Source organism: Deinococcus gobiensis I-0 (assembly GCF_000252445.1).
Lineage (GTDB): Bacteria > Deinococcota > Deinococci > Deinococcales > Deinococcaceae > Deinococcus > Deinococcus gobiensis.
This window is the reverse complement of sequence record NC_017790.1, coordinates 2,613,342-2,634,725: the sequence shown is the minus strand read 5'-3', so window position 1 is coordinate 2,634,725 and position 21,384 is coordinate 2,613,342. Positions and strand designations below refer to the sequence as shown.

Here is a 21,384-nt window from a genome sequence, read left to right as displayed (position 1 = left end):
GCCCGGCTGGACTTGGCGGGGTACGACTGCGCGTCATAACGCTTCCGCGTGCACAGACGGGATGGACACCTGGACGGACGAACACCGGTCCCCCAGGTCATGCCTGACCGGGCCGGTTGGCGACACCCCGAATGCCGGGTCGGTCGGGGGCGACCGGTCGCCCCGAGAACTGCGCCGCCCGAGATGGCGGAACGATCAACTTCGGGTCAAGGTGCGGCGCAGGGCCACGGCCTAGGATGCGCGGTGACCGATCCGTCCGCTGCGGCTGCGCCGCACTTCACCTCACCTCCGACCCAAGGAGCCCTCCATGTCCGACAAGACCCTGAAAGACCTCGCCGAGCAGATGCGCGGCATCGACATCGCCATGCTCTCGACCATCACCGAAGGCGGTTACATCGCCGGACGGCCCATGAGCAACAACGGCGAGGTGGACTACGACGGCACCTCGTACTACTTCACGGACGGCGATACCCGCACCGTCAGCGACATCCGGCGCGAGCCGAAGGTGGCGCTGGCTTTTCAGGGCAAGGACGCCTTTTCGCTGGCGGTCGAGGGACAGGCCAGCCTGAGCCAGGACAAGGGAGAGATGCAGGCCCACTGGACGCCCGACCTGGACCGCTGGTTCAGGCAGGGCATCGACACCCCCGGCCTCACCATGATCACGGTGGTGGCCGAACGCGCCCACTACTGGGCGGGGCAGGACGAGGGCGAAGTCACCCTGTAATCACCGGCGAAGGCAGGAGCCGGAACACCATCTGCGTGTTCCGGCTCCTTTCAAGGGGCGGGATTCAGGCCGCGCCGACCTTCTCGGCGATGATGCCCTCGATGTAGTTCACGACGCTCTTGAGGGGCACGCGAGTCAGCACGTCCTCCAGGAAGGCCGTGACCAGCATCTTCTCGGCCAGCTCCTTGTGGATGCCGCGCGAGCGCAGGAAGAACAGGGCTTCCTGGTCCACCGGGCCGGTGGTCGAACCGTGCGAGCAGCGCACGTCGTTGGCGTTGATCTCCAGCTGCGGCACGCTGAAGTTGCGGGCCTCGCTGGACAGCATCAGCGTGCGGTGCTTCTGGTAGGCGTCGGTCTTCTGTGCGCCCAGGTCCACCTTGATCATGCCGCTGAACACGCCCACGGCACGGTCGTCGCCCACGCCCTTGTACAGCAGGTCGCTGTGGGCGTTGGGGGCGGCGTGGTGTTGCAGCGTGTAATGGTCGAAGTGCTGGTCGTCGTTGGCGAAGTACAGCGCCAGCATTTCGCTGTCGGCGCCCTGGCCGCGCAGGTAGCTCTGCATCTCGGTGCGCGAGAGGGTGCCGCCCATCGTGACCACCAGCGAGTTCAGGGTGGCGTCGCGTCCCACGTCGCCGCGCTGGCGCTGGATGTGCGTCACGCCCTTGCCCCAGTTCTGGATGGAGACGTAGCGCAGGCGCGCCCCGTCCTTCACGACCAGTTCCACCGCGCCGATGGCGTAGGTACCGGGCAGCTCCTCGCTGTCCTGCTCGTCGATGAAGGTGACCTGGGCGTTTTCCTCGGCCACGACCAGCGTGCGGGTGGCGGTGTAGGTGCCAGCGTCGCTCATCACGCGGAAGGAGCCCAGGGGCAGCTCGACCTCCACGCCGCGAGGCACGTACACGAAGGCGCCGTTGGTCCACAGGGCTGCCGCCAGCGCCGAGAACTTCCCTTCGCTGGGGTCGGGCGACTTGCTGGGCGTGGTGCCGGGCGCGGCGATGGTGGTGTCGTCGGGCACCTCGGCGGGCACGACCGAGTAGAGGTACTGCTGCACCTTGTCGGCGTGCTGCTCGACCGCCGTCTTCAGGTCGGTGAAGATCACGCCCTTGCTGCTCAACTCGGCGGGCAGTTCGGTGCGGTACACCACGTCGGGGCCGTCGAGCACCAGGAACGCGCCGGCGTCGGTGCTGCTCAGGCGCTTCTGCACGCTTTCGGGAAGGCTGGACACGTCCTGTACGGCGTCACGCTTGGCGTGGGGGCGCAGGTTGTCGAAATCCACCTCGACGCGGGTGTACTTCCAGGCCTCGACGCCCTCGGTGGGCACGGTCAGCGTGGTGAACAGGTCGAGGCTTTCGCGGCGCTTGGCGCTCAGCCAGTCGGGACCGCCGACCAGGGCCAGTTGTTCGGTAAAGGGTTGGGTCATGGAATCTCCTTGGAAGACGGGCGCTCAGCCGAAAAACGATTCGACTTCCAGCACGAAGCCGCCCGGCGTGTCGAAATAGAAGGTCAGTCGCCCGTTGTTCTCGTGGGGCTCGGGAACGCTGAAGCCCGCGTCCGTGAGCTGCCTGTGGATGTCGCGCACCTGCTGGGGCGTGTCCTGCATGAAGCCGATGTGGAAGACCTTGGGGTACGTCACGTCCCCCGCCCTAAACACCGAGATCAGCGAACCCGCGTCGTCGCGCAGGAAAGCCATGCGGTCGTTCATGGGCATGCCCTCGCCCGCCGGCTTGAGGCCGAAGTGGTCCTGAAACAGAGCGACGGTCGCGGGCACGTCGGTCACGCCGAGGTTGATGTGGTTGAGCTTCATGGGCACTCCTGTGCGGGGTGGAACACAGAGCAGCGCTCACCCCCACGCCGGACGACAGCCGGAACGCGGGGGCGGGCGATGTGGGCTCAGCCGACCGAGCCTTCCATTTCCAGCTCGATCAGGCGGTTCAGTTCCACCGCGTATTCCAGCGGCAGTTCCTTGGCGATGGGCTCGATGAAGCCGCGCACGATCAGGCCGGCCGCCTCGTCCTCGCTCAGGCCACGGCTCTGGAGGTACAGGATCTGCTCGTCGTTGATCTTGGAGACGGTGGCCTCGTGGCCCACGCTGGCGTCCTTCTCCTCGATCTCGATGTAGGGGTAGGTGTCGGTGCGGGCTTCCTCGTCCAGCAGCAGGGCGTCGCACTCGACGTTGGTCTTGGAGCCCTTGGCGCCCTCGTAGATCTTGACGAGGCCCCGGTAGGAGCTGCGGCCCGAGTCCTTCGAGATGCTCTTGGACACGATGGTGCCCGAGGTGTGCGGCGCGAAGTGCACGATCTTGGCCCCGGCGTCCTGGTGCTGGCCACGGCCCGCCATGGCGATGCTCAGGACCTCGCCGCGCGCGCCCTCTTCGAGGAGGTAGCAGGCGGGGTACTTCATCGTGACCTTGGAGCCCAGGTTGCCGTCCACCCATTCCATGACGCCGTTGCCGTACACGGCGGCGCGCTGGGTCACGAGGTTGTAGACGTTGTGCGACCAGTTCTGGATGGTCGAGTAGCGGAAACGCGCGCCTTCCTTGACGACGATCTCGATCACGCCCGAGTGGAACGAGTCGGAGTTGTATGCCGGGGCGGTGCAGCCCTCGATGTAGTGGGCCTGCGCGCCCTCGTCGATGATGATCAGCGTGCGCTCGAACTGCCCGCTGCTCTCGGCGTTGATGCGGAAGTACGTCTGGAGGGGGATGTCCACCTTGACGCCCTTGGGCACGTACACGAACGAGCCGCCCGACCACACCGCGCTGTTCACGGCCGCGAACTTGTTGTCCTCGGGGGGCACGATGGTCGCGAAGTGCTCACGGAAGAGCTCGGGGTACTGCTTGAGGCCGTCCTCGATGCTCAGGAACACGACGCCCAGCTTTTCCCACTCCTCCTTGAGGTTGTGGTACACCATCTCGGACTCGTACTGCGCGCCCACGCCGGCCAGCGCGGCGCGTTCGGCCTCGGGGATGCCCAGACGCTCGAAGGTGTTCTTCACGTCCTCGGGCACGTCGTCCCACGAACGGGCGTTGAAGCCTTCGGGCTTGATGTAGTAGTAGATCTCGTCGAGGTCCAGGCCCGAGAGGTCGGCGCCCCATTCGGGCATCGGCTTGGAGTTGAAGATGTCCAGCGCCTTGAGGCGGAAGTCGAGCATCCACTGCGGCTCGTCCTTGGCCTTCGAGATCATCTCGACCACGTCGCGCGAGAGGCCCTTGGGGGCCTTGATCGCGTAGCGCTCGGGGCTGCTCCAGCCGTACTCGTATTCCTTGTTGATGTTGCTCGCTTCAGGATTAACGGTCATGTCTTGCTCCTTCGTCGGGGGTCGCTCGCCGGGCCGGGAACGCGGGCTTACGCCGTCGCGAGTTCCTTGACCCAGTCGTAGCCCTCGGTGTCCAGCTTCTTGGCGAGTTCGGGGCCGCCGGTCTGCACGACCTTGCCGTCCAGAACGATGTGGACCTTGTCCGGCACGATGTAGTCCAGCAGGCGCTGGTAGTGGGTGATCATCAGGCCGCCGAGGTTCTCGCCGCGCATGGAGTTCACGCCGCGCGCCACGATGCGCAGGGCGTCCACGTCCAGGCCCGAGTCGGTCTCGTCCATGATGATGTAGTTGGGTTCGAGCATGAGCATCTGGAGGATCTCGTTGCGCTTCTTCTCGCCGCCCGAGAAGCCCTCGTTGAGGTAGCGCTCGACGATGCTCTCGTCCCACTCCAGCACCTTCAGGGCCGCCTGGAGCTTGCCGTAGAACTCGGTGAACGATACTTCCTCGCCCTCGGCCTTGCGGGCCTGCATGGCCAGGCGCAGGAAGTTGGCGATGGTCACGCCCGGAATCTCGACCGGGTACTGGAAGGCCAGGAACACGCCCAGACGGGCGCGCTCGTCGGGTTCCATCTCCAGGATGTTCTGGCCGTCCACCAGCACCTCACCCTCGGTGACGGTGTACTCGGGATCGCCCACGATGACCTTGGCCAGCGTGCTCTTGCCGTTGCCGTTCGGCCCCATGATGGCGTGGAGCTCGCCGCGCGGCACGACGAGGTTGATGCCCTTGAGAATCGGCTGGTCGCCGACCGAGGCGTGCAGGTTGCGGATTTCGATCTGGTGGGGTTGGTCGCTCACGTGGTCTCCTTCAGGAATTGCCCGCCGCAGTGTGCCGCTGGGGGCCGGTGCTGCTGTTAGGAATAATTCCTAGTTACCTGTTCATTTTACCCGTCTTCGGTCCTAAAGTCGAGTCGGGCGCTGCGGTATTCCCGGACGCCGGCGCGCAGATGAGCGGCCCCCAGCGGGTTTTCACGCTTGCCACCCGGATGTGTGCTACCCGTAGGTTTGATGAATCTTCTCGATCTCGCCCGCGCCGCCGGACCCCTGCTGTGGGTGCTGCTGCTGCTGTCCATCTACGTGGTGTACCTGACGGTGATGCGGGTGCTGGCCCTGAACCGTCTGGGCCAGGACGCCGGCACCCTGATCGAGCGGGCGCGCGCCGTCACCGCCGAGAGCGGGGCGGGCGCCGCGCTGGCCGAGGTGGACCGCGCCGCGCACCCCAGCCCCGCCGCCGGGGTGCTGCGCGCCGGGCTGGGCCGCGCCGACCGGGGCAGTGAAGCCGCGCAGGCCGCCATGAACGCCGCCGTGCTCGACGGCGACGCCCGCGCCTATGCCGGGCTCTCGGCGCTGGGCACCGCCGCCCAGATCGCGCCGCTGCTGGGGCTGCTGGGCACCGTGATCGGCATGGTGCGCTCCTTCCTGGTGTTCAGCAGCACCTCGGCGCCCACGCCCGCGCAGCTGGCGACCGGCATCAGCGAGGCGCTCATCAACACGGCCGGGGGCCTGATCGTGGCGATCATCGCCTACGTGGCCCGCAACGCCCTGCGCGCCAAGGCCGACCGCGTGATGGCGCAGGCCGAGCGCGTGCGCGAGGAACTGCCCGCGTGGCTCTCGGGCCGCCCGGCTGCCCCCGTTGCCGCGCGCCCCGCCCCCATGCCCGAAGTCGCGCTGACCTTCGAGCCGGTGAAGGTCTAAGGTGGCGCCCCTGCGCCGGCGGATGCGCGACGAGGGTGCGGGCGTGACCTTCGACTTCGCGCCGATGGTGGACATCGTGCTGCTGCTGCTCATCTTCTTTTTCCTGACGAGCAGCCTGGGCGCGCGCCAGAACGCCCTGCCGCTGGACCTGCCGCGCGCGAGTACCACCGTGCAGGAGACGCCCGCGCTGCCCATCGTCAGCGTGGACCGGTCGGGCAAGCTGTACCTGAACGGCAAGGAAACCACCCTGACCAAGCTGGGCGCGCAACTGAGGCCCCTGGCGAGCGCCTCGGGCGGCGTGGTGGGCCTGCGCGCCGACGAGCGCGGCAACTACGGCACCGTGGTGCAGGTGATGGACGTCATCAAGCGTGCCGGGGGCGAGCGTCTGGCCCTCGGCACCCGCACGGGCGGGCAGTGAACAGGACCGTGAGTGCGGTGCTCCGGCCGCCGCGTCAGACCGCCGGCCAGAGTGTGGGCCAGCCTGCCGCACGGAGGCGCCTATGACGACCCTGCCCACCCCTGTCCCGCCCCGAAAGGCCCCCCAGGGCGGCCCCGGGCAGGATGGCCGCTCGCGCGACCGCGCCGTGGCCGCCGCCGCGACGGTACTGCTGCACGCCGCGCTGCTGGGCGGCCTGCTCCTGCTGCGCCCCGACGAGCGCGCCCCCTGGCTGGCGACTCCCCAGGACCTGAGCCGCGCGCCGCTGGAAGTGGTGACGCTGGCCCCCGCCACGCCCGCCGCCGCCCTGACGCCCCAGCAGGTCACGCCGCCCACCCAGACCCAGCGCCAGCAGACCCAGCGCGAGCAGGCGCAGCGCCAGGCTGCCGTGCAGGCCGCGCAGAGGCAGGCGCAGCAGCAGGCCCGGCCCGCCGCCACGCCCACCCCGACTCAGCCAGCCCAGCCCCAGCCGGCCCGGCCTGTCCAGACGGCGCCGGCGCGGCAGGCTCCGGCGCGCCAGACCCCGGCGCAGACGGCCGCGCCCTCTCCGGCAGCGGCCCCCACGCCGGCACAGTCGCCGGCCGAGACCCCTGCCGCTGCCCAGACCCCGGCGGCCAGCCCGGCCCCCGCCGCGCAGCCCGCCACGGCGGCTCCGACGCCCGGCGCCGCACCCATCACCGAACTGCCGCAGGTGAGCGGGTCGCGCGCCCTGCCGGTGCCGCAGGCGATTCCGAGCGCGGCCAGCGGCGCGCGCGTGACCGTGCCCGATACGAGCGCGGCGCTGCCCAGCCCTGTGGAGACGGCCCCGGCGCAGGACCGCTCGGCCACCGAAATCCCGGCCGAAACCCCGGCCGAGGCAGCCCGCCCCGCCGACCCCGTCTCCGAGCCGGTGGCCGTGACCCCCGCCGCCCAGAGCGAGGCGCGCGCCGAGGCCTCGGCCCCGGCGGCCGAACCCGAGGCGGTCACGACATTGCCCCGGCGCGAGGACGCCGCCCCCACCAGCGCGCCCGAGTCGGCGGCCCCGGCGCGCGGCGCGGCGACGGCGACCGAGGCCCCCACCACCGCCCGCAGCGAGGCGGCCCGCGCGAGCAGCACCCAGGACGCCGGCCCGGTGGTGGCGCGCATTCCGGCGCGGCCCCAGTCCGGCGGCGCGCCCCAGGCGGCGGCCCCGGCCGCCACGGTGGCCGAGCGCGGCGCGGTGCCGGTGACCGCCCCGGCCGAGGCGGGCCGCGCAGGTACGGCCAGTGCCGCGCCCGCCGCCGAGGCGACCCCCGAGCGGGCCAGCGGCACGGCGCGGGGCAGCGGCACGGCGCCCACCCAGGCTAGCGCCGCTCCGTCACGCACGACCAGCGCGGCGTCCTCCGCGCCCGAGGCGACCGTCACCCCAGCCACCCGCGCGCCGGGAGGCGAGGGCCGCAGCGCCGCGCCCGCCGCCGAAACGGCCCGCCCGGCCCAGACGCCCGGCACGGCCGCCGGCAGCGGCTCGGGCACCGTGGCCGCCGTGCCCCGCAGCGGCGAGGGCGCCCAGACCACCCCCGGCACCCAGACCGAGGCCCCCACGCGCGCCGCGCCCGGCAGCGCGGGCACCTCGGCCGGAGCCGCGCCCGGTGACACGGCCGCGCGCCCGGCGGCCGGGGGCAGCGGGTCGGGCACCCCCGCCACCGAGACCGGCACGCCCGCCGGTGGCCGGGGTGTGGGCGGCAATGCCCCGGCCGGCCAGAGCGGCGAGGGCGCGGCTCCGGCGGCCGGGCGGCCGAGCAGCGGCAACGGCGGCGGCGCGACCGGTTCGGGCGGAGACGCCGGAGCCGGCGGCGCGGTGGCCCGTGCGGGAGGGGGCGGCGGCGCGGCCGCCGGCAACGAGGACCGCCCGCTGAACTGCACGGTCGTGGTGGACGTGCGCGGCCTGGGCAACTTCCAGCGCGACATGACCAGTTTCGTGTACGCCGAGGGCGGTACGCAGCTGTGGCCCGACGCCGCGCTCGTGCAGGGCGTGAGCAGCCAGCTCGTGCAGGAGGGCAACCTGCACACCTACATCACGGCCGAGGGGCAGGCGTCGGGGTTCAGCAACGTGACCCGCGTCAAGGCCAGTAAGATCCGGCCCAGTAAGTTCGCCCCCAACTCGTCGGTCTACACCGATGTCGAGCTGTCGGCCGCCGCGGCCGAACAGTTCCGCTCGGCCGGCAAGGCCTGCCGGGTGGTGTACCTCAAATCGTGAACGCGGCGGCGCATTCCTGAGGGCCGGCCCGGCCGGAACGTCAGGTTCGCGTCACCCGCGCCTTTTTCAATGAACAGCGTTTCTCCGGAGGACCTCCTATGCGCAAACTTCTGCTTCTGTCCCTGACCGCCGCGCTCTCGGCCCCGGCCCTGGCCTGGGTGCCCAAGCTCGAAGACACGACGGCCAAGAACGTCATCGACGGCGCGTACGGCCGCCGCGACCCCGTGACCACGTACCAGACCCTCGACCTGAGCGTCAAGGACGGCAAGTTCGCGGCCGGCGACGGCGTGGTGCGCGCCTTCGACGGCGGCGACGCCTGCGTGGCCGACTGGCTGGCCGCGCCGACCGACTACGGCAAGGGCAGCCGCCTGGGCAGCGTGACCCTGAGCGGGCAGGCCGACCAGCTCTATTTCCAGGCCGTGGACGCCCGCGACAGCTTCAAGAACCTCTCGGTCAAGGACGCGCTGGGCGCCGACTATGCGGGCAAGCGCCTCGCCGACGGCGAACTGCGCGTGGACATCGCCGTGCGCGGCCTGCCCAGCGAGAAGGCCCGCGACGCCTATCTCGTGCGCCTGAAGGCCCCGGACGGCAAGATGGTGGCCCCGGCGCGCCGCAGCTACGTGAGCGACTTCAAGCAGGACGGCGGTACCTGGAGCGGCACCCTGGTGTACTACTTCAAGCCGCTGGAGGCGGGGCTGGGCGCCAGCGACAAGGTCGAGATGCTCGTGCGCACCGAGGCCGACACGAGCTGCGCCTATAGCGTCTCGCTGAACCTGGGCAGCTTCAACTGAGGGCCGGGCCCGGGCTTTGTGACGCCCCGCCCATTCGATAATTCTTCGTAGAGCTGCGGTGTGATGGGAGGCATGAGTCAGGCTTCCTCTCCACATCCCCCGCAGGAAGGCCCTCCCACCGACCGAACCCCGGTGGACCGCAGCGCAGCAGGTCAGTCGCCCCCACGGCGCGGCCTGCTGCGCTGGATTCTGGTGCCGCTGCTGCTGGCCGGGGTCGGTTTCGTCGGCTACCGGCTCGGGCAGGACGACTCGGGCTCGTCGGGGGCCGGAAGCGGGTTCGGGGCGGGTCAGGGCGGGTTCGGGGCGCAGGGTTCGGCGGGGCAGGCCGCGGCCGGTCAGGGCGGCGCGGGCCTGGCGGGTGGCAGCGGGGCGACCGGAGCCGGGGCCACGGCGACCGGGGCCACCGGGCAGGCCGGGGCCGGCCAGGGCACCCGGAGCCAGCCTGGACAGGGTCAGGCCGGAACGGGCACAGGCGCAGGTACAGGCGCAGGCCAGACCGGCGCGCAGTCGGGCACGGGGGGCCGTGCCGGGCAGGGGGCAGGCAGCCGCATCGGGGGCGGCATCGTGACTCCAGTGCAGGCCGCCGCCGTCAAGTCGGGCACCCTGAGCGCCCAGCGCCGCCTGAGCGGCACGGTCGCCGCCGCGCAGTCGGGCACCGTCACCGCGCGGACCTCGGGCACCGTGACCGAGGTGCTGGCCGGGGTGGGCTCGGCCCTGGGGGCGGGCGACACGGCGCTGCGCCTGAGTAGCCCCGACCTCCAGAGCAGCGTGCAGAGCGCCCAGAACGCGCTGGACAGCGCCCAGCTGTCGCTGCGCAGCCAGGCCAGCCAGACGGCCGCCGGGCGCGCCTCGCTGGAACAGGCGGTCACGGCGGCGCAGACCTCGCTCGACAACGCCCAGCGCAGCCTCGCCTCGCTTCAGCGGCTCTACGAGGTCGGGGCGGTGGCGCGCACCGAGGTGGACGCCCAGAACGTGCAGGTGCAGAACGCGCGCAGCAGCCTCGTCGCGGCGCAGTCGAACCTCGCCGCGAATGCCCGCAGCGGCACCGAGGGGCAGGAGACGGCCCGCCTGGCGGTGCAGAAAGCCCAGATTACCCTGAATCAGGCGCAGGCCGCCGCCGCCGCCGCGCGGGTCACGGTGCCCTTCGCGGGGCAGGTCACGGCCCTGAACGTGAGCGCCGGGCAGTACGTCTCGGCGGGCACCGAGGTCCTGACCCTGGTGAGCCGCGACCAGCAGGTGCGCGTGAACGTGCCCCCGACTGAGGCGGCCTCGCTGCCGGTGGGCACCGCCCTGAATTTCGTCGCCGGGCAGCGCACCTATCCGGTCAAGGTGTCGCAGAACGCCGGCTCGGCGGGCACCGGCAGCGTGCCGGTCGTCGCGCGCTTTACCGGCGAGTCGCGCCCGGCGGCGGGCACGGTGGGCACGGTCGTCTACGACGCCAAGGTGGCGACCGGAGTCCTCGTGCCGAGCACGGCGCTCCAGGCCGACAGCGAGCAGACCTACCTGTTCACGGTCGAGAACGGGCGCGCCGTCCAGCACACCGTCACCGTGCTGGGGCAGGCGGGCACGCAGTCGGCGGTCAGCGGGGTCACTGCCGGCGCGCAGGTCATCTCGCAGCCGCCGACCGGCCTGCTCGACGGCGGTGCGGTGCGGACGGCCGCAGCCGGTAGCCAGAGCGGGGGCGGCCAGGGCGGCCCACCCCCCGGCGGCCCCGGAGGTGCGCCATGATCCGCAAAGTCGGGCAGAAGGTCCTGGCTGGCGTCAACCCGCTCGTGGGCTTCTCGGTGTCGCGCTACGTGTTCGCCATCGGCATCTTCGTGGGGGTCGTGGTGTTCGGGCTCGCGGCCATGCGCTCGCTGGGCGTGGACCTGCTGCCCAGCACCACCATTCCGGTCGTGACCGTCAGCACGTCCTACTCGGGGGCGAGCCCGGCCTCAGTGGACGACGAGGTGACGCAGGTCATCGAAAGCGCGGTCGCGCAGGTGCCGGGCGTCACCACCCTGAGTTCGAGCAGCGGCACCGGCAACAGCCGCGTGACCCTGCAACTCCAGGACGGCACCGACCAGAACTCGGCGGCCAATCAGGTCGCCTCGCTCGTGTCGGCGGCTGCCCGCCAGCTTCCCGACGGAGCGAGTAGCCCCAGCGTGCGCACCTTCAACCCCAACAGCGGCGCGATTCTGGAATTCGGCGTGTCGGGCGGCGTGGCCGCTCAGGCCGACGTGTACGACTACGTCGAAAACCAGCTCGTGCCCAACCTCCAGCGCGTGGACGGCGTGGCCGACGTGAGCCTGACCGGCGGCTCGCGGCGCACGGTCGCGGTGCAGCTCGACCCCGACAAGCTCAGCGCTTACGGCCTGAACCCGCAGTCGGTGTCGAGCGCCATCAGCGGCAGCAACGTCAGCTCGTCCATCGGCACGATCACCCGCGACGGCAACAGCCTGACCTACACGACCAACGCCAAGCTCACCAGCCTGGACGACATCGCCAACGTGCTCGTGGACACGGCCAAGGGCGTGCGCGTCAGCGACGTGGCCCGGATCCAGGACAGCACCACGGTGGACGGCGTGACGCGCGTCAACGGGTTGCCGGTCGTCCTCGTCAGCATCCAGCAGGCGTCGGGCAGCAACGCGGTGGCGGTCGTGGACGGGGTCAAGGCCCTGATCGCGGGGACCACCCTGCCGGGCGGCTACGCGGTGACCTACAGCAACGACACCACCGGCCCCATCCGCGCGAGCATCGAGTCCACGACGCACGAACTGTGGATCACGGCGCTGGTGGTGGCGCTGGTCACGCTGCTGTTCCTGGGCCGCCTGAACACGGCCTTCACCGTCATCGCGGCCATTCCGATCTCGCTGGCCGCCGCGCCGATCCTCTACAAGCTCATGGGCTTCACCTTCAACCAGGTGTCGCTGCTGGCCCTCATCGTCGCCATCGGCATCGTGGTGGACGACTCCATCGTGGTCGCGGAGAACGTCGAGCGCTACCGCGCGATGGGCTACGACCGCATTCAATCGGTGCTGCGCGGCGCCTCCGAGGTGTTCAGCGCGGTCGCGGCGGCCTCGCTGTCGCTGCTCGCGGTCCTCATTCCGGTCAGCTTCATGGGCGGGATCATCGGCGAGTACGTCAAGCAGTTCGCGCTGGGGCTGGCGGCGGCGGTGTTCATGTCGTGGCTCGAAGCCCTGCTGTTCCTCACGGTGCGCATGGCCTACACGCCCGACGCCGCCCCGCTGACCTGGCGCGACGTGCCGCGCGTGCTGGCCCGTGGTCCCGAGGCCCTGCGCTGGGGCCTGGGCGCCGCGCGCGCGTGGTGGTTCTGGGTGCTGGCTGTGGTCCTGGGCGCGCTGCTCTGGACCCGCCTCGCCCCGCTGTGGGCGCTGGCCGTGCTGGCCTTGCCCCTGGTCCTGGTGGCCGCGCGCTACCTGTGGGGCGCGCTGCTGGCCCTGGCCGAGGCCCTGACCGGCACGCTGCACGGCCTGACCGACCGCGCGCTCGTGGGGGTGCGCGAGGCCTACGCCCGTAGCCTGGGGGGCGCGCTGCGCTCCAGCGTGGCCGTGCTCGTGCTGGCGGTGGGCTTCCTGGTCGCCACGGTGGTGCTCGTGGGGCCGCGCACGCAGTTCACCTTCACGCCCTCGACCGACTCGGGGACCCTGCGCGCGGGTCTGCGCCTGCCCTCGGGGCTGGACCTCAATACGCGCAACGTCCTCGTCAACCGGCTGGAAACCTATTTCCTGGCGCAGCCGGCAGTCCAGACCGTGCAGGCTTCGGTCACGGGCAGCGGCACCAACCTCAGCATCACCCTGAAGGACAAGGCCGAGCGGCCCCCCGTCGCCGAGCTGACGGCGCAGTACCAGCGCGCGCTGCGCGGCCTGTTCACCGACTACCCCAACGTGCGCGCCAACCTGTTCAGCGGCGGCGGGTTCCGGGGCCAGGGCAACAGCCTGGGCATCACGCTCGTCGCCAGCAACTTCGACCTCCTCAAGACCCGCGCGGCGGCGGCCGTCAACGTGCTGGAGGCCGACGCGGGCGTGTCGAGCGCCAGCAGCAGCCTGGACAACACCACCCTGGAAAACCGTTTCGTGCCCAACCAGAGCCAGCTCGCGGGCGCGGGCCTGAGCGCCGGCACGGTCGCCAGCGCCCTCCAGACCTACGGCAGCGGCAGCGGCGGCGGCAACGTGGAACTCGGCGGCGTGACCTACCCCATCACCGTCGAGCTGGAGCCGCAGTACCTGCAAGACGAGCAGTCGCTGCTCTCACTGCCGGTCTACAGCCCGGCGCTCGCCAGCAGCGTCACGGTGGGGCAGCTGGGCAGCATCGTGCAGGCGAGCGCGCCCACCAGTGTCGCGCGCACCAACCGCCTCTACAGCCTGGACCTGTCGGTCGAACCCAACCCTGAAAGTGGCCTGACCACCGCACAGCTTCAGGAGCGGCTGGTCGCGGCGCTCGGCGCGGCGGGCGTCACCGACAACCTCGTGACCGTGGGCAGCTCGGACCGCAACAGCGCCTTCGGGCTGGGCGCGCAGCTGGGCGGGGTGGGCCTCCAGGCCTTCGCGCTCTCGATGCTGCTCGTGTACCTCGTGATGGGCGCGCAGTTCAACTCGTTCCGCTACCCGCTGTATTTGCTGCTGCCGGTGCCCTTCGCGGTCGCCGGGGCCTTCTGGATGATCTTCCTGACCCGCAGCACGCTCGACATCTTCGGGGTGCTGGGCTTCCTGCTCCTCATCGGGCTGTCGGCCAAGAACGCGATCATCTACCTCGAATTCGTGGTCGAGAAGCTGGAGGAACTGCCCCTGCGCGAAGCCCTGATCGAGGCCAGCCGCCTGCGCTTCCGGCCCATCGTGATGACCACCCTGACGGTCCTTGTGATCAGCATTCCGTTGCTGCTGAGCAGCGGCAGCGGCAGCGAGTTCGGCAAGAGCCTGAGCATCGTGATCGTGGGCGGCATCAGCATCTCGGCGATCATGACCTTCTATGTCGTGCCCGCCGCCTTCTATCTCTTCGAGCGTCGCCGCCTCGCCCGGCGCGCACCGGAGCCGGGCCAGCCGGCCGTGACCGCGCCGGTCGTGTCGTTGCCGCAGGGTGGCGGCCAGGCGGCTCCCGGCGCCTGAGACCCGGGCGGGGGAGAGTAGGGGAGGGGGCCGCGTCCACAGGAAGGCGCGGCCCCTCCTGCTGGCCGAGGGCGATCGCGGATGCTCTCCTGAAATTCACCCACTTCGCTCGGCCATGAAGAGAGTCCCCTCTAGGGCAAATGCCCTAGAATCGGGGGCGTGCCTGCTTTTCCCCTCCTGGCCGTGGATGTCGGCAACACCAGCACCGTGCTGGGCCTTGCGGACGCCTCCCGGACCCTCACGCACACCTGGCGCGTGCGCACCGGCCGCGAGATGCTGCCCGACGACCTGGCGCTGCAACTGCGCGGCCTGCTGGACCTCGCGGGCGCGCAGGCCCCCCGCGCCGCCGTGCTGAGCAGTGTGGCCCCGCCGGTCGGCCAGAACTACGCGCTGGCCCTCAAGCGGCATTTCGCCGTGGACGCCTTCGAGGTCAGTGCCGAGAACCTGCCCGACGTGCGCGTGGAACTCGACCAGCCCGGCGCGGTGGGGGCCGACCGCCTGTGCAACCTGTTCGGGGCCGAGAAGTACCTCGCCCAGAGCGAGTATGCGGTCGTCGTGGACTTCGGCACCTCGACCAACTTCGACGTGATCGGGCGCGGGCGGCGCTTTATCGGCGGCGTGCTGGCGACCGGCGCGCAGGTGAGCGCCGACGCCCTGTTCGCCCGCGCCGCCAAGCTGCCGCGCATCACCCTGGAGGCCCCGGCGAGCGCCATCGGCAAGAACACGGTCCACGCGCTGCAATCGGGGCTGGTCTTCGGGTACGCCGAGATGGTGGACGGCCTGCTGCGCCGCATCCGCGCCGAGCTGCCGGGGCCGGCGGTCGCCGTCGCCACGGGCGGCTTCTCGCGCACCGTCGAGGGCATCTGCCGCGAGATCGACCATTACGACGAGACCCTGACCCTGCGCGGCCTCGTCGAGCTGTGGGCCAGCCGCTAGGCCCGCCTCACGGCGACCTGCAATTCCGTCGAGGGGGTCAGGGGCGTGGCCCCGATTCCACGGCCGACCGCTGGCCTTCTCGGGTGCCCGCTCCGTCCGGTTCAGAGGGACCAGGAGCCACCCCCGGTTCCTCTGAAGGCTGCCCTCAGAACCGGTCGATCACCGTGACCCCGCGCCCGCCGAAGCGGTTCATGTCCACGAGCATGTCCACGCCCTGTTCCAGCGACACCTGCTGGCCCAGCAGGCGCTCTGGGCGCAGCGCGCCGCGCCCGATCATGGCGAGCATCTCGGGGTAGGTGTGGGCGGCCATGCCGTGGCTGCCGTAGATTTCCAGCTCGCGGGCGATGACGCGGTCCATCGGCACGGCGGGGCGGCTCTGGTCGCCCAGCAGCAGGCCCACCTGGATGTGCCGGCCGCGCGTGCGCAGGCACAGGACCGAGTTGGCGCAGGTGTCGGGGTGGCCCAGCGCGTCCAGCGAGACGTGCGCGCCCCCGCCGGTCAGCTCGCGCACCGCGCCGGGCACGTCGGGCACCTCGCGGCTGTTCAGGGTCAGGTCGGCACCCAGCTCGGCCGCCAGCCGCAGCTGCTCCGCGCCGATGTCGATGGCGATCACCTGCGCGCCGAGCGCCTTGGCGATCAGGATGGCCGACAGGCCCACGCCCCCGCAGCCGTGCACGGCCACCCACTCGCCGCCGCGCACGCGCCCCTGCTGCACGACCGCCCGGAAGGACGTAGCGAAGCGGCAGCCCAGGCTGGCGGCCGTCACGAAGTCCAGGTCGTCAGGCAGCGCCACGAGGTTCTGGTCGGCCTGGTGCAGCGCGACGTACTGCGCAAACGAGCCCCAGTGCGTGAATCCCGGCTGGAACTGCCGCTCGCACACCTGCTGGTGGCCCGCCTGGCACTCGGCGCAGCGCCCGCAGCCCGACACGAAGGGCACGGTCACGCGGTCGCCCACCCGCCAGTTGCGGATGCCTGCACCCAGCGCCACCACGGTCCCGGCCAGTTCGTGGCCCGGCACGTGCGGCAGCCGGATGTCGGGGTCGTGGCCCATCCAGCCGTGCCAGTCGCTGCGGCATACCCCCGTCGCGGCGACCTCCACGACCACCCCGCCCTCGGGGGGCGCGGGGTCGGGAACGGTCGTGATCTCGGGCCGGACGCCGAAGGCGTGGTACAGGGCGGCTTTCATGCCCGGCAGTCTCGCACTGAACCGGGCCGCCCCTGTTCCTAACGCTTAAGCAGCAGCGCCGCCGGAAAGTTCTCCAGCACCTTCGCCACCGGAACGTTGCCGCCGCGCACCCGCAGCGTCTCGCCGGTCAGGGCGTTCTCGTAGGTGCCGGCCGGCAGGCTCAGGCGGCGGTTGCCCCAGGTCTCGCCCAGCGCCCAGGGGGTCTTCTCGCGGGTCAGCGAGAAGGTCAATCTCGGCGCGACCGTCACCGCGACCTCGTCCCCGTGCTCACGGGCGAAGGCCAGCAGGTACTTGCCCGCCTCGATGGGCCGGTACCTGCCGTGCGCGAACAGCTCGCGGTGTGCCTGCCGGGCCCGCAGCGCCGCCCAGGTTAGCATGACCTTCACGCCGCCGTCCTCGTAATTGCCCAGCAGCGTGCGGGCCACGTCCACGTCGTGCTTCTTTTCCAGGCGGCCCACCACGCGCCCCAGGCGGGCGTAGTCCACCGGCCGGCGGTTGTCGGGGTCCACGAGGCTCTGGTTCCAGCCCTCGGCCCCCTGGTAGGTGTCGGGCACGCCGGGCGCGGTCAGGCGCACCAGCGCGGCGCTCAGGCCGTTCTGCGCGCCGTAGGGGCTGATGCGCCCGTGCAGCTCGGCCAGCCCGGCGCAGAAGCGCTCGTCGGCCAGCAGGCCCGAGACGAGCGCGGCGAGCGCCGCCTCGTAGTCCTCGTCGGGCGCGGCCCAGCTCGTGCTCAGCTTGGCCTCGCGGCTGGCCTTGAGCATGTAGTCGTTCAGGCGCCCGGTGAAGCCCTCCAGGTGGCCGTCGAGCGGGTAGGCCCCCAGCGCGTTCTGAAGCAGGGTGTAGATGCCCGTGAGGCTGGGGGCCAGCCCCAGGTCGGTGCGGGTCTGGAGCGCGCGCAGGACCGGCAGCCACGCGCTGAGGTACGCCGACCACGTCTGCGGCATCTCGGAGAGCACGCTGATGCGCGCGCGCGTGTCCTCGCCGCGTTTGGTGTCGTGGGTGCTGCCCGCCAGCATGGCGTGGGGCCAGCGCTCGGCGCGCTCCCGGGCCGCCGCGTGGAAGTCGCGGGGCGGCGTGCCGAACAGCGCCGGGTCGCCGCCCACCTCGTTGAGCGACAGCAGGCGCGCGTAGCGGTAGAAGGCCGTGTCCTCGGCGCCCTTGGCCGTCACCGGCCCGGTGAGCTGCTGGAACTTGAGGGTAAAGCGGGCGTAGGCGGCGCGCGTGTCCTCGTCGGGGGCCTGGAGGGTCAGGACCGAGTGCAGGTAGTCGAACACGCTGGGGTCCAGCGGCGAGCCGTCCTGGCGGTTGTGGGCCTTGGCGTCGCGGACGGCGTGGGCGATCTTGGCGTCGTCGCCGGGCTCGCGCGACCCGTCGGCGCGGATGTAGGTGCGGTACACCGGGAAGGTGGCGATCACCTCGCGCAGCGCGGCGCGCACCGTGCTGAGGGTAAAGTCGCGCGCGCCCAGGTCGGTTTCGGCCAGGGCCTCCAGGCGCTCGGCCAGCACGTTGACCTCGCCCGGCAGCGACACCCGCTGGATGAGCTGCTTGCCCCGGTAGAGCTGCTCGCCGTAGCCCTCGCGGTCGCCCGTGAAGCGCCGGTAGATGGAGGTCATCTCCTCCTCGGCCCCCGCATCCACGAACACGCCGCCGAGCTGCGCCAGGAAATCGTAACCGGTCGTGCCGTGAATCGCCCAGGCCTGCGGCAGGTGCTCGCCGGGTTCCAGGATCTTTTCGGCGACCACGTACAGCGGCAGTTCGCCCCGGTCCAGGGCCGCGCCGCCCTGCCCGGCCCCGGCCGGCGCGCGGCCCAGCGCCTCGGCCGCGCCGAGCTGCAAGGCCTGGAAATACCCGGCCGGGTCGTACAAGCCGTCGGTGTGGTCGAGCCGCACGCCCTGCACGGTGCCGTCGCGCAGCAGCTCGAACAGCAGGCCGTGCGCCCAGGCGAACACGCGCGGGTCTTCCATGCGCAGCGCCGCGAGGTCGTTAATGTCGAAAAAGCGCCGGTAGTTGATCTCCTCGGCCGCCACCTTCCAGAAGGCGAGGCGGTAGTTCTGCTCGCTGACCAGGGTGTCGAGCCGCGCGGGGTCGGCGTTGTAGGCGGCCACCACGGCGTCGAGCGCCGACCGGACCGGCCCGGAAGCCTCGGCCAGCACGTCCAGACGCCGGGCCATGACCTCCATCTCCTGCGCGCGCCCGGCGCGGTCCTCGTCGGTCAGGTCCGGCGAGGTGCTGCGCGGCAGCGAGGCGGCGCTGCGGGCGATGCTCGCCAGTTCGCTGCGGGCGCTCTCGCCCACGCTCTGGGCCAGCCGGGGCGCGACCTCCGAGAGCAGCAGCGCGAGGCTGCGCGGCGACATGGGCAGGCGCCGTTCCCAGTAGCGCAGGAAAAAGCGCCCGCCCTCGCGCTCCAGCTTCAGTTCGCCGCGCTCCAGGACCCGGCCGTACTGGTCGCCCAGCAGCGGCAGCATGACCTTGCCTTCCAGCGCCCGCTTGAGGGGCTGCCAGGAGATGTCGAAGAAATGCGCGTAGCGGCTGGCCTGCCCGTGGGTCAGTACGTCTTCCCAGTAGGGGTTGTGGCCCCCCTGAATGCCCATGTGGTTGGGCACGAAATCCACGATGAGCGACAGGCCCAGGTCGCGCGCGCGCGCCGCGAGCCGCCGCAGCCCCGCCATGCCGCCGAGTTCGGGGTTGATGGCGGCGTGGTCGGTCACGTCGTAGCCGTGGGTGCTGCCGGGCGTGCTGGCCCAGATGGGCGAGAGGTACACGTCGGTCACCCCCAGCCGCGCGAGGTAGGGCAGCGCCTTCTGGGCCGCCGCGAAGGGAAAGTCGCGGTGCAGTTGCAGGCGGTAGGTGGCGCGCGGCAGGTGCGTGGCCGGGGGCGAGTCGTGCGTGCCCGTGACCTGCGCGGCGCCGGGTTCGGGGGTGGCCCCGGTGGGGGAGGGCGCGGAGACGGCCTTCATGCCCCGGCCGTCCCGGAGGCGAGAATCACGGCCTCGCCGGGGTGCAGGGCGGTCACGGGATTCGCCGCGTCTCCGTGGCCCTGGCCTTCGCTGTGCAGCAGCAGCTGCGGGGGCAGAGCAAAGGGCAGCTTCAGGTCGCCGAGCGCGCACGCGGCCTCGCCCGCGCGGGCGGTATGCCACAGCAGCACGCGCTCGCCCTGGGGGCTGGTGTGGCGCACCCACAGCAGCCGGCCCACCGCCCCGGCGCTCAGGCCCCGGCGCGAGCGGTCCCGCAGCACCGGGTCCTCGCGGCGCAGCCGCAGCAGCGTGTGGTACAGCTCCAGCGTGCGGGCGTGTTCGCCCTCGCCGCGCTCGGCCCAGTTCAGGTGCGCGAGCCGGAAGGTGTCTTCGGCCTGCGGGTCGAGCACGTCCTCGCCCTGGAAGCCCTCGAAGTGCCCGAACTCCTTCTTGCGGCCCTCGGTGACCATTTGCCCCAGCTCGCCGTGGTGGTCGCTGAAAAAGGGAAAGGGCGTGCTGGCGGCCCATTCCTGCCCCTGGAACAGCAGCGGGGTCATCGGCAGGCTCAGCAGCAGTGCCGAGGCCCCCCGGAAGTGCGCGGGCGTCACCTGCTCCAGGTGGTGAATCCGGTCGCCCTGCGCGCGGTTGCCGATCTGGTCGTGGTTCTGGATGAAGTACACGAAGCTGGGCGCTTCGAGCGGCCCGGCCGGCTTGCCCCGGCGGTTCTGCGGCAGGAACTGGTCTTCCAGCGGCCACTTCTGGCCCTCGTAGGCCCAGCCCCGGTTGACCACGTGGGCCACGCCCGCCGCCCCACCCGTGAAGCAGGCGTAATAGCCGTCGCGCTCACCGGTCAGGGTCACGCGCACCTCGTGGTGGAAGTCGTCCACCCAGATGCCGTCGAGGTGGTAGTCGGTCACGAGTTCGGGAATGTTGCGGTAGTCCTCGGCCAGCATGAGGTGCGTGCCGCCCAGTGCGTGGACCTCGGCGGCCAGTTCCTGCAACACGTGCACGTCGCTGTCGTCGGACATCGCCTGCGTGGCGTCCAGGCGCAGGCCGTCGAAACGGTAGTCGCGCAGCCACATCCGCGCGTTGCCGGTGATCAATCGGCGCATATGGGGCTCGGCGTAGTCCAGCCCCGCGCCCCAGGCGCTCGAAAAGCGGTCGGTGAAGTACGTCTCGCTGTAGCAGCTCAGGTAGTTGCCGTCGGGACCGAAGTGGTTGTACACCACGTCGAGAAAGACCGCCAGCCCCAGCCCGTGTGCGGCGTCCACGAAGGCCATCAGGTCCTCGGGGCGGCCGTAGGGGGCGTGGGGGGCGTACAGCGCCACGCCGTCGTAGCCCCAGCCGCGCGCGCCCGGGAAGGCCGCCAGCGGCATGAGTTCGATGGCCGTCACGCCCAGGGCCTTCAGTTCGGGCAGTCGCTCCTGCGCCGCGCGGTAGGTGCCTTCCTGCGTGAAGGTCCCGATGTGCAGCTCGTAGAACACGCACTCGTCCAGCGGCAGGCCGCACCAGTCGGGGTGCTGCCACGCATAGGTGCCCAAGTCCAGTACCTCGGCCTCGCCGTGCACGCCGTCGGGCAGAAAGCGGGCGTAGGGGTCGGGGGTAGGCTGGCCGTCGAGCACGAACAGGTAGCGGGTGCCCACGCCGACCGGCAGCGTGAGTTCGTAGGTCTCCGGCCCGACCCGGGGCAGGTCGTGGTCGGCGCCGTTCACGCGCACGCCGACCGCCGAGGCGCGCGGCGCCCACACCCGGAAGCGGGTCCCGCTGCCGTCCGGCAGGAGGTGGGCACCCAGGCGCGTCGCGGGGTCGTCGGAATGAAGCGGGGTGGGGACGTTCTCTGGACCGGCAGGAAGGGAACCAGTAGGGGTCTGCGTCATATGCTGCTCCTTTGGCACCGTCGCCCGCAGGCGAGGCAATCAACCGCCGAGGCTAAAGGGCCGCAATTTCCGGCCCGTGAGAAGACGGTCAAGGCAGACGCCGGAAAAATCCGGGACAGATGAACAAACAGCTAAAGGATTCATGGCTGACGGC

Annotated in this window: 15 protein-coding genes; 8 read left to right on the top strand and 7 right to left on the bottom strand. The window is 71.3% G+C overall.

The genetic code is table 11. The features are described 5' to 3' along the window. Positions 1–307: 307 nt before the first annotated feature. Positions 308–724 (top strand): pyridoxamine 5'-phosphate oxidase family protein, encoded by a 417-nt coding sequence (locus DGO_RS12495; protein WP_014685884.1) that lies wholly within the window; start codon positions 308–310, stop codon positions 722–724. Between the two features lie 64 nt (positions 725–788). On the opposite strand, the gene sufD is transcribed toward DGO_RS12495, so the two are convergent. From sufD to sufC, 4 genes are all read right to left on the bottom strand, one after another. Then, positions 789–2,144, bottom strand: a complete 1,356-nt coding sequence (gene sufD, locus DGO_RS12490; protein ID WP_043802329.1) for a Fe-S cluster assembly protein SufD — start codon at positions 2,142–2,144, stop codon at positions 789–791. A 24-nt stretch (positions 2,145–2,168) separates the two neighbouring features. Then, positions 2,169–2,528 (bottom strand): VOC family protein, encoded by a 360-nt coding sequence (locus DGO_RS12485; RefSeq protein ID WP_014685882.1) that lies wholly within the window; start codon positions 2,526–2,528, stop codon positions 2,169–2,171. Between the two features lie 86 nt (positions 2,529–2,614). Continuing rightward, positions 2,615–4,021 (bottom strand): Fe-S cluster assembly protein SufB, encoded by a 1,407-nt coding sequence (sufB, locus tag DGO_RS12480; protein WP_014685881.1) that lies wholly within the window; start codon positions 4,019–4,021, stop codon positions 2,615–2,617. A gap of 47 nt (positions 4,022–4,068) precedes the next feature. Next, positions 4,069–4,833 (bottom strand): Fe-S cluster assembly ATPase SufC, encoded by a 765-nt coding sequence (gene sufC / locus DGO_RS12475; protein WP_014685880.1) that lies wholly within the window; start codon positions 4,831–4,833, stop codon positions 4,069–4,071. Between the two features lie 210 nt (positions 4,834–5,043). Here sufC and DGO_RS12470 point away from each other — a divergent pair, with 210 nt between their 5' ends. The 7 genes from DGO_RS12470 (at position 5,044) to DGO_RS12440 (ending at position 15,213) form a co-directional block, all read left to right on the top strand. After that, positions 5,044–5,730, top strand: a complete 687-nt coding sequence (locus DGO_RS12470) for a MotA/TolQ/ExbB proton channel family protein (RefSeq protein ID WP_014685879.1) — start codon at positions 5,044–5,046, stop codon at positions 5,728–5,730. A 22-nt stretch (positions 5,731–5,752) separates the two neighbouring features. Then, positions 5,753–6,148 (top strand): ExbD/TolR family protein, encoded by a 396-nt coding sequence (locus DGO_RS12465; protein ID WP_014685878.1) that lies wholly within the window; start codon positions 5,753–5,755, stop codon positions 6,146–6,148. A gap of 82 nt (positions 6,149–6,230) precedes the next feature. Continuing rightward, positions 6,231–8,381: a hypothetical protein gene (locus DGO_RS23860; RefSeq protein ID WP_014685877.1), complete on the top strand. Its 2,151-nt coding sequence runs from the start codon at positions 6,231–6,233 to the stop codon at positions 8,379–8,381. 98 nt (positions 8,382–8,479) lie between these two features. Next, complete coding sequence (locus DGO_RS12455) at positions 8,480–9,172, top strand: hypothetical protein (RefSeq protein ID WP_043802324.1); 693 nt, start codon at positions 8,480–8,482, stop codon at positions 9,170–9,172. Positions 9,173–9,244: 72 nt separating this feature from the next. Continuing rightward, the gene (locus DGO_RS12450; protein WP_083847292.1) at positions 9,245–10,900 is read left to right on the top strand and encodes an efflux RND transporter periplasmic adaptor subunit; all 1,656 of its coding nucleotides are present in this window, start codon (positions 9,245–9,247) and stop codon (positions 10,898–10,900) included. Then, on the top strand, positions 10,897–14,277 hold the full coding sequence (locus DGO_RS12445; protein ID WP_014685874.1) for an efflux RND transporter permease subunit: 3,381 nt from the start codon (positions 10,897–10,899) through the stop codon (positions 14,275–14,277). Before DGO_RS12450 ends, DGO_RS12445 begins: the two co-directional genes overlap by 4 nt. Positions 14,278–14,436: 159 nt before the next feature. Beyond that, positions 14,437–15,213: a type III pantothenate kinase gene (locus DGO_RS12440; protein ID WP_014685873.1), complete on the top strand. Its 777-nt coding sequence runs from the start codon at positions 14,437–14,439 to the stop codon at positions 15,211–15,213. Between the two features lie 145 nt (positions 15,214–15,358). On the opposite strand, the gene DGO_RS12435 is transcribed toward DGO_RS12440, so the two are convergent. From DGO_RS12435 to treZ, 3 genes are read right to left on the bottom strand one after another with little or no spacing between them, the layout of a single operon-like run. Beyond that, on the bottom strand, positions 15,359–16,399 hold the full coding sequence (locus DGO_RS12435; protein WP_014685872.1) for a zinc-dependent alcohol dehydrogenase family protein: 1,041 nt from the start codon (positions 16,397–16,399) through the stop codon (positions 15,359–15,361). A 38-nt stretch (positions 16,400–16,437) separates the two neighbouring features. After that, complete coding sequence (gene treY / locus DGO_RS12430) at positions 16,438–19,356, bottom strand: malto-oligosyltrehalose synthase (RefSeq protein WP_083847291.1); 2,919 nt, start codon at positions 19,354–19,356, stop codon at positions 16,438–16,440. Next, complete coding sequence (gene treZ / locus DGO_RS12425) at positions 19,353–21,230, bottom strand: malto-oligosyltrehalose trehalohydrolase (protein ID WP_043802319.1); 1,878 nt, start codon at positions 21,228–21,230, stop codon at positions 19,353–19,355. Before treZ ends, treY begins: the two co-directional genes overlap by 4 nt. Between the last annotated feature and the right edge of the window lie 154 nt (positions 21,231–21,384).

What these genes read in the sequence shown, in the direction of transcription:
- DGO_RS12495 (WP_014685884.1), top strand. Translation starts at nt 308, where the DNA reads ATGTCCGACAAGACCCTGAAAGACCTCGCCGAGCAGATGCGCGGCATC.
- sufD (WP_043802329.1), bottom strand. Translation starts at nt 2,144, where the DNA reads ATGACCCAACCCTTTACCGAACAACTGGCCCTGGTCGGCGGTCCCGAC.
- DGO_RS12485 (WP_014685882.1), bottom strand. Translation starts at nt 2,528, where the DNA reads ATGAAGCTCAACCACATCAACCTCGGCGTGACCGACGTGCCCGCGACC.
- sufB (WP_014685881.1), bottom strand. Translation starts at nt 4,021, where the DNA reads ATGACCGTTAATCCTGAAGCGAGCAACATCAACAAGGAATACGAGTAC.
- DGO_RS12470 (WP_014685879.1), top strand. Translation starts at nt 5,044, where the DNA reads ATGAATCTTCTCGATCTCGCCCGCGCCGCCGGACCCCTGCTGTGGGTG.
- DGO_RS12465 (WP_014685878.1), top strand. Translation starts at nt 5,753, where the DNA reads ATGCGCGACGAGGGTGCGGGCGTGACCTTCGACTTCGCGCCGATGGTG.
- DGO_RS23860 (WP_014685877.1), top strand. Translation starts at nt 6,231, where the DNA reads ATGACGACCCTGCCCACCCCTGTCCCGCCCCGAAAGGCCCCCCAGGGC.
- DGO_RS12455 (WP_043802324.1), top strand. Translation starts at nt 8,480, where the DNA reads ATGCGCAAACTTCTGCTTCTGTCCCTGACCGCCGCGCTCTCGGCCCCG.
- DGO_RS12450 (WP_083847292.1), top strand. Translation starts at nt 9,245, where the DNA reads ATGAGTCAGGCTTCCTCTCCACATCCCCCGCAGGAAGGCCCTCCCACC.
- DGO_RS12445 (WP_014685874.1), top strand. Translation starts at nt 10,897, where the DNA reads ATGATCCGCAAAGTCGGGCAGAAGGTCCTGGCTGGCGTCAACCCGCTC.
- DGO_RS12435 (WP_014685872.1), bottom strand. Translation starts at nt 16,399, where the DNA reads ATGAAAGCCGCCCTGTACCACGCCTTCGGCGTCCGGCCCGAGATCACG.
- treY (WP_083847291.1), bottom strand. Translation starts at nt 19,356, where the DNA reads ATGAAGGCCGTCTCCGCGCCCTCCCCCACCGGGGCCACCCCCGAACCC.
- treZ (WP_043802319.1), bottom strand. Translation starts at nt 21,230, where the DNA reads ATGACGCAGACCCCTACTGGTTCCCTTCCTGCCGGTCCAGAGAACGTC.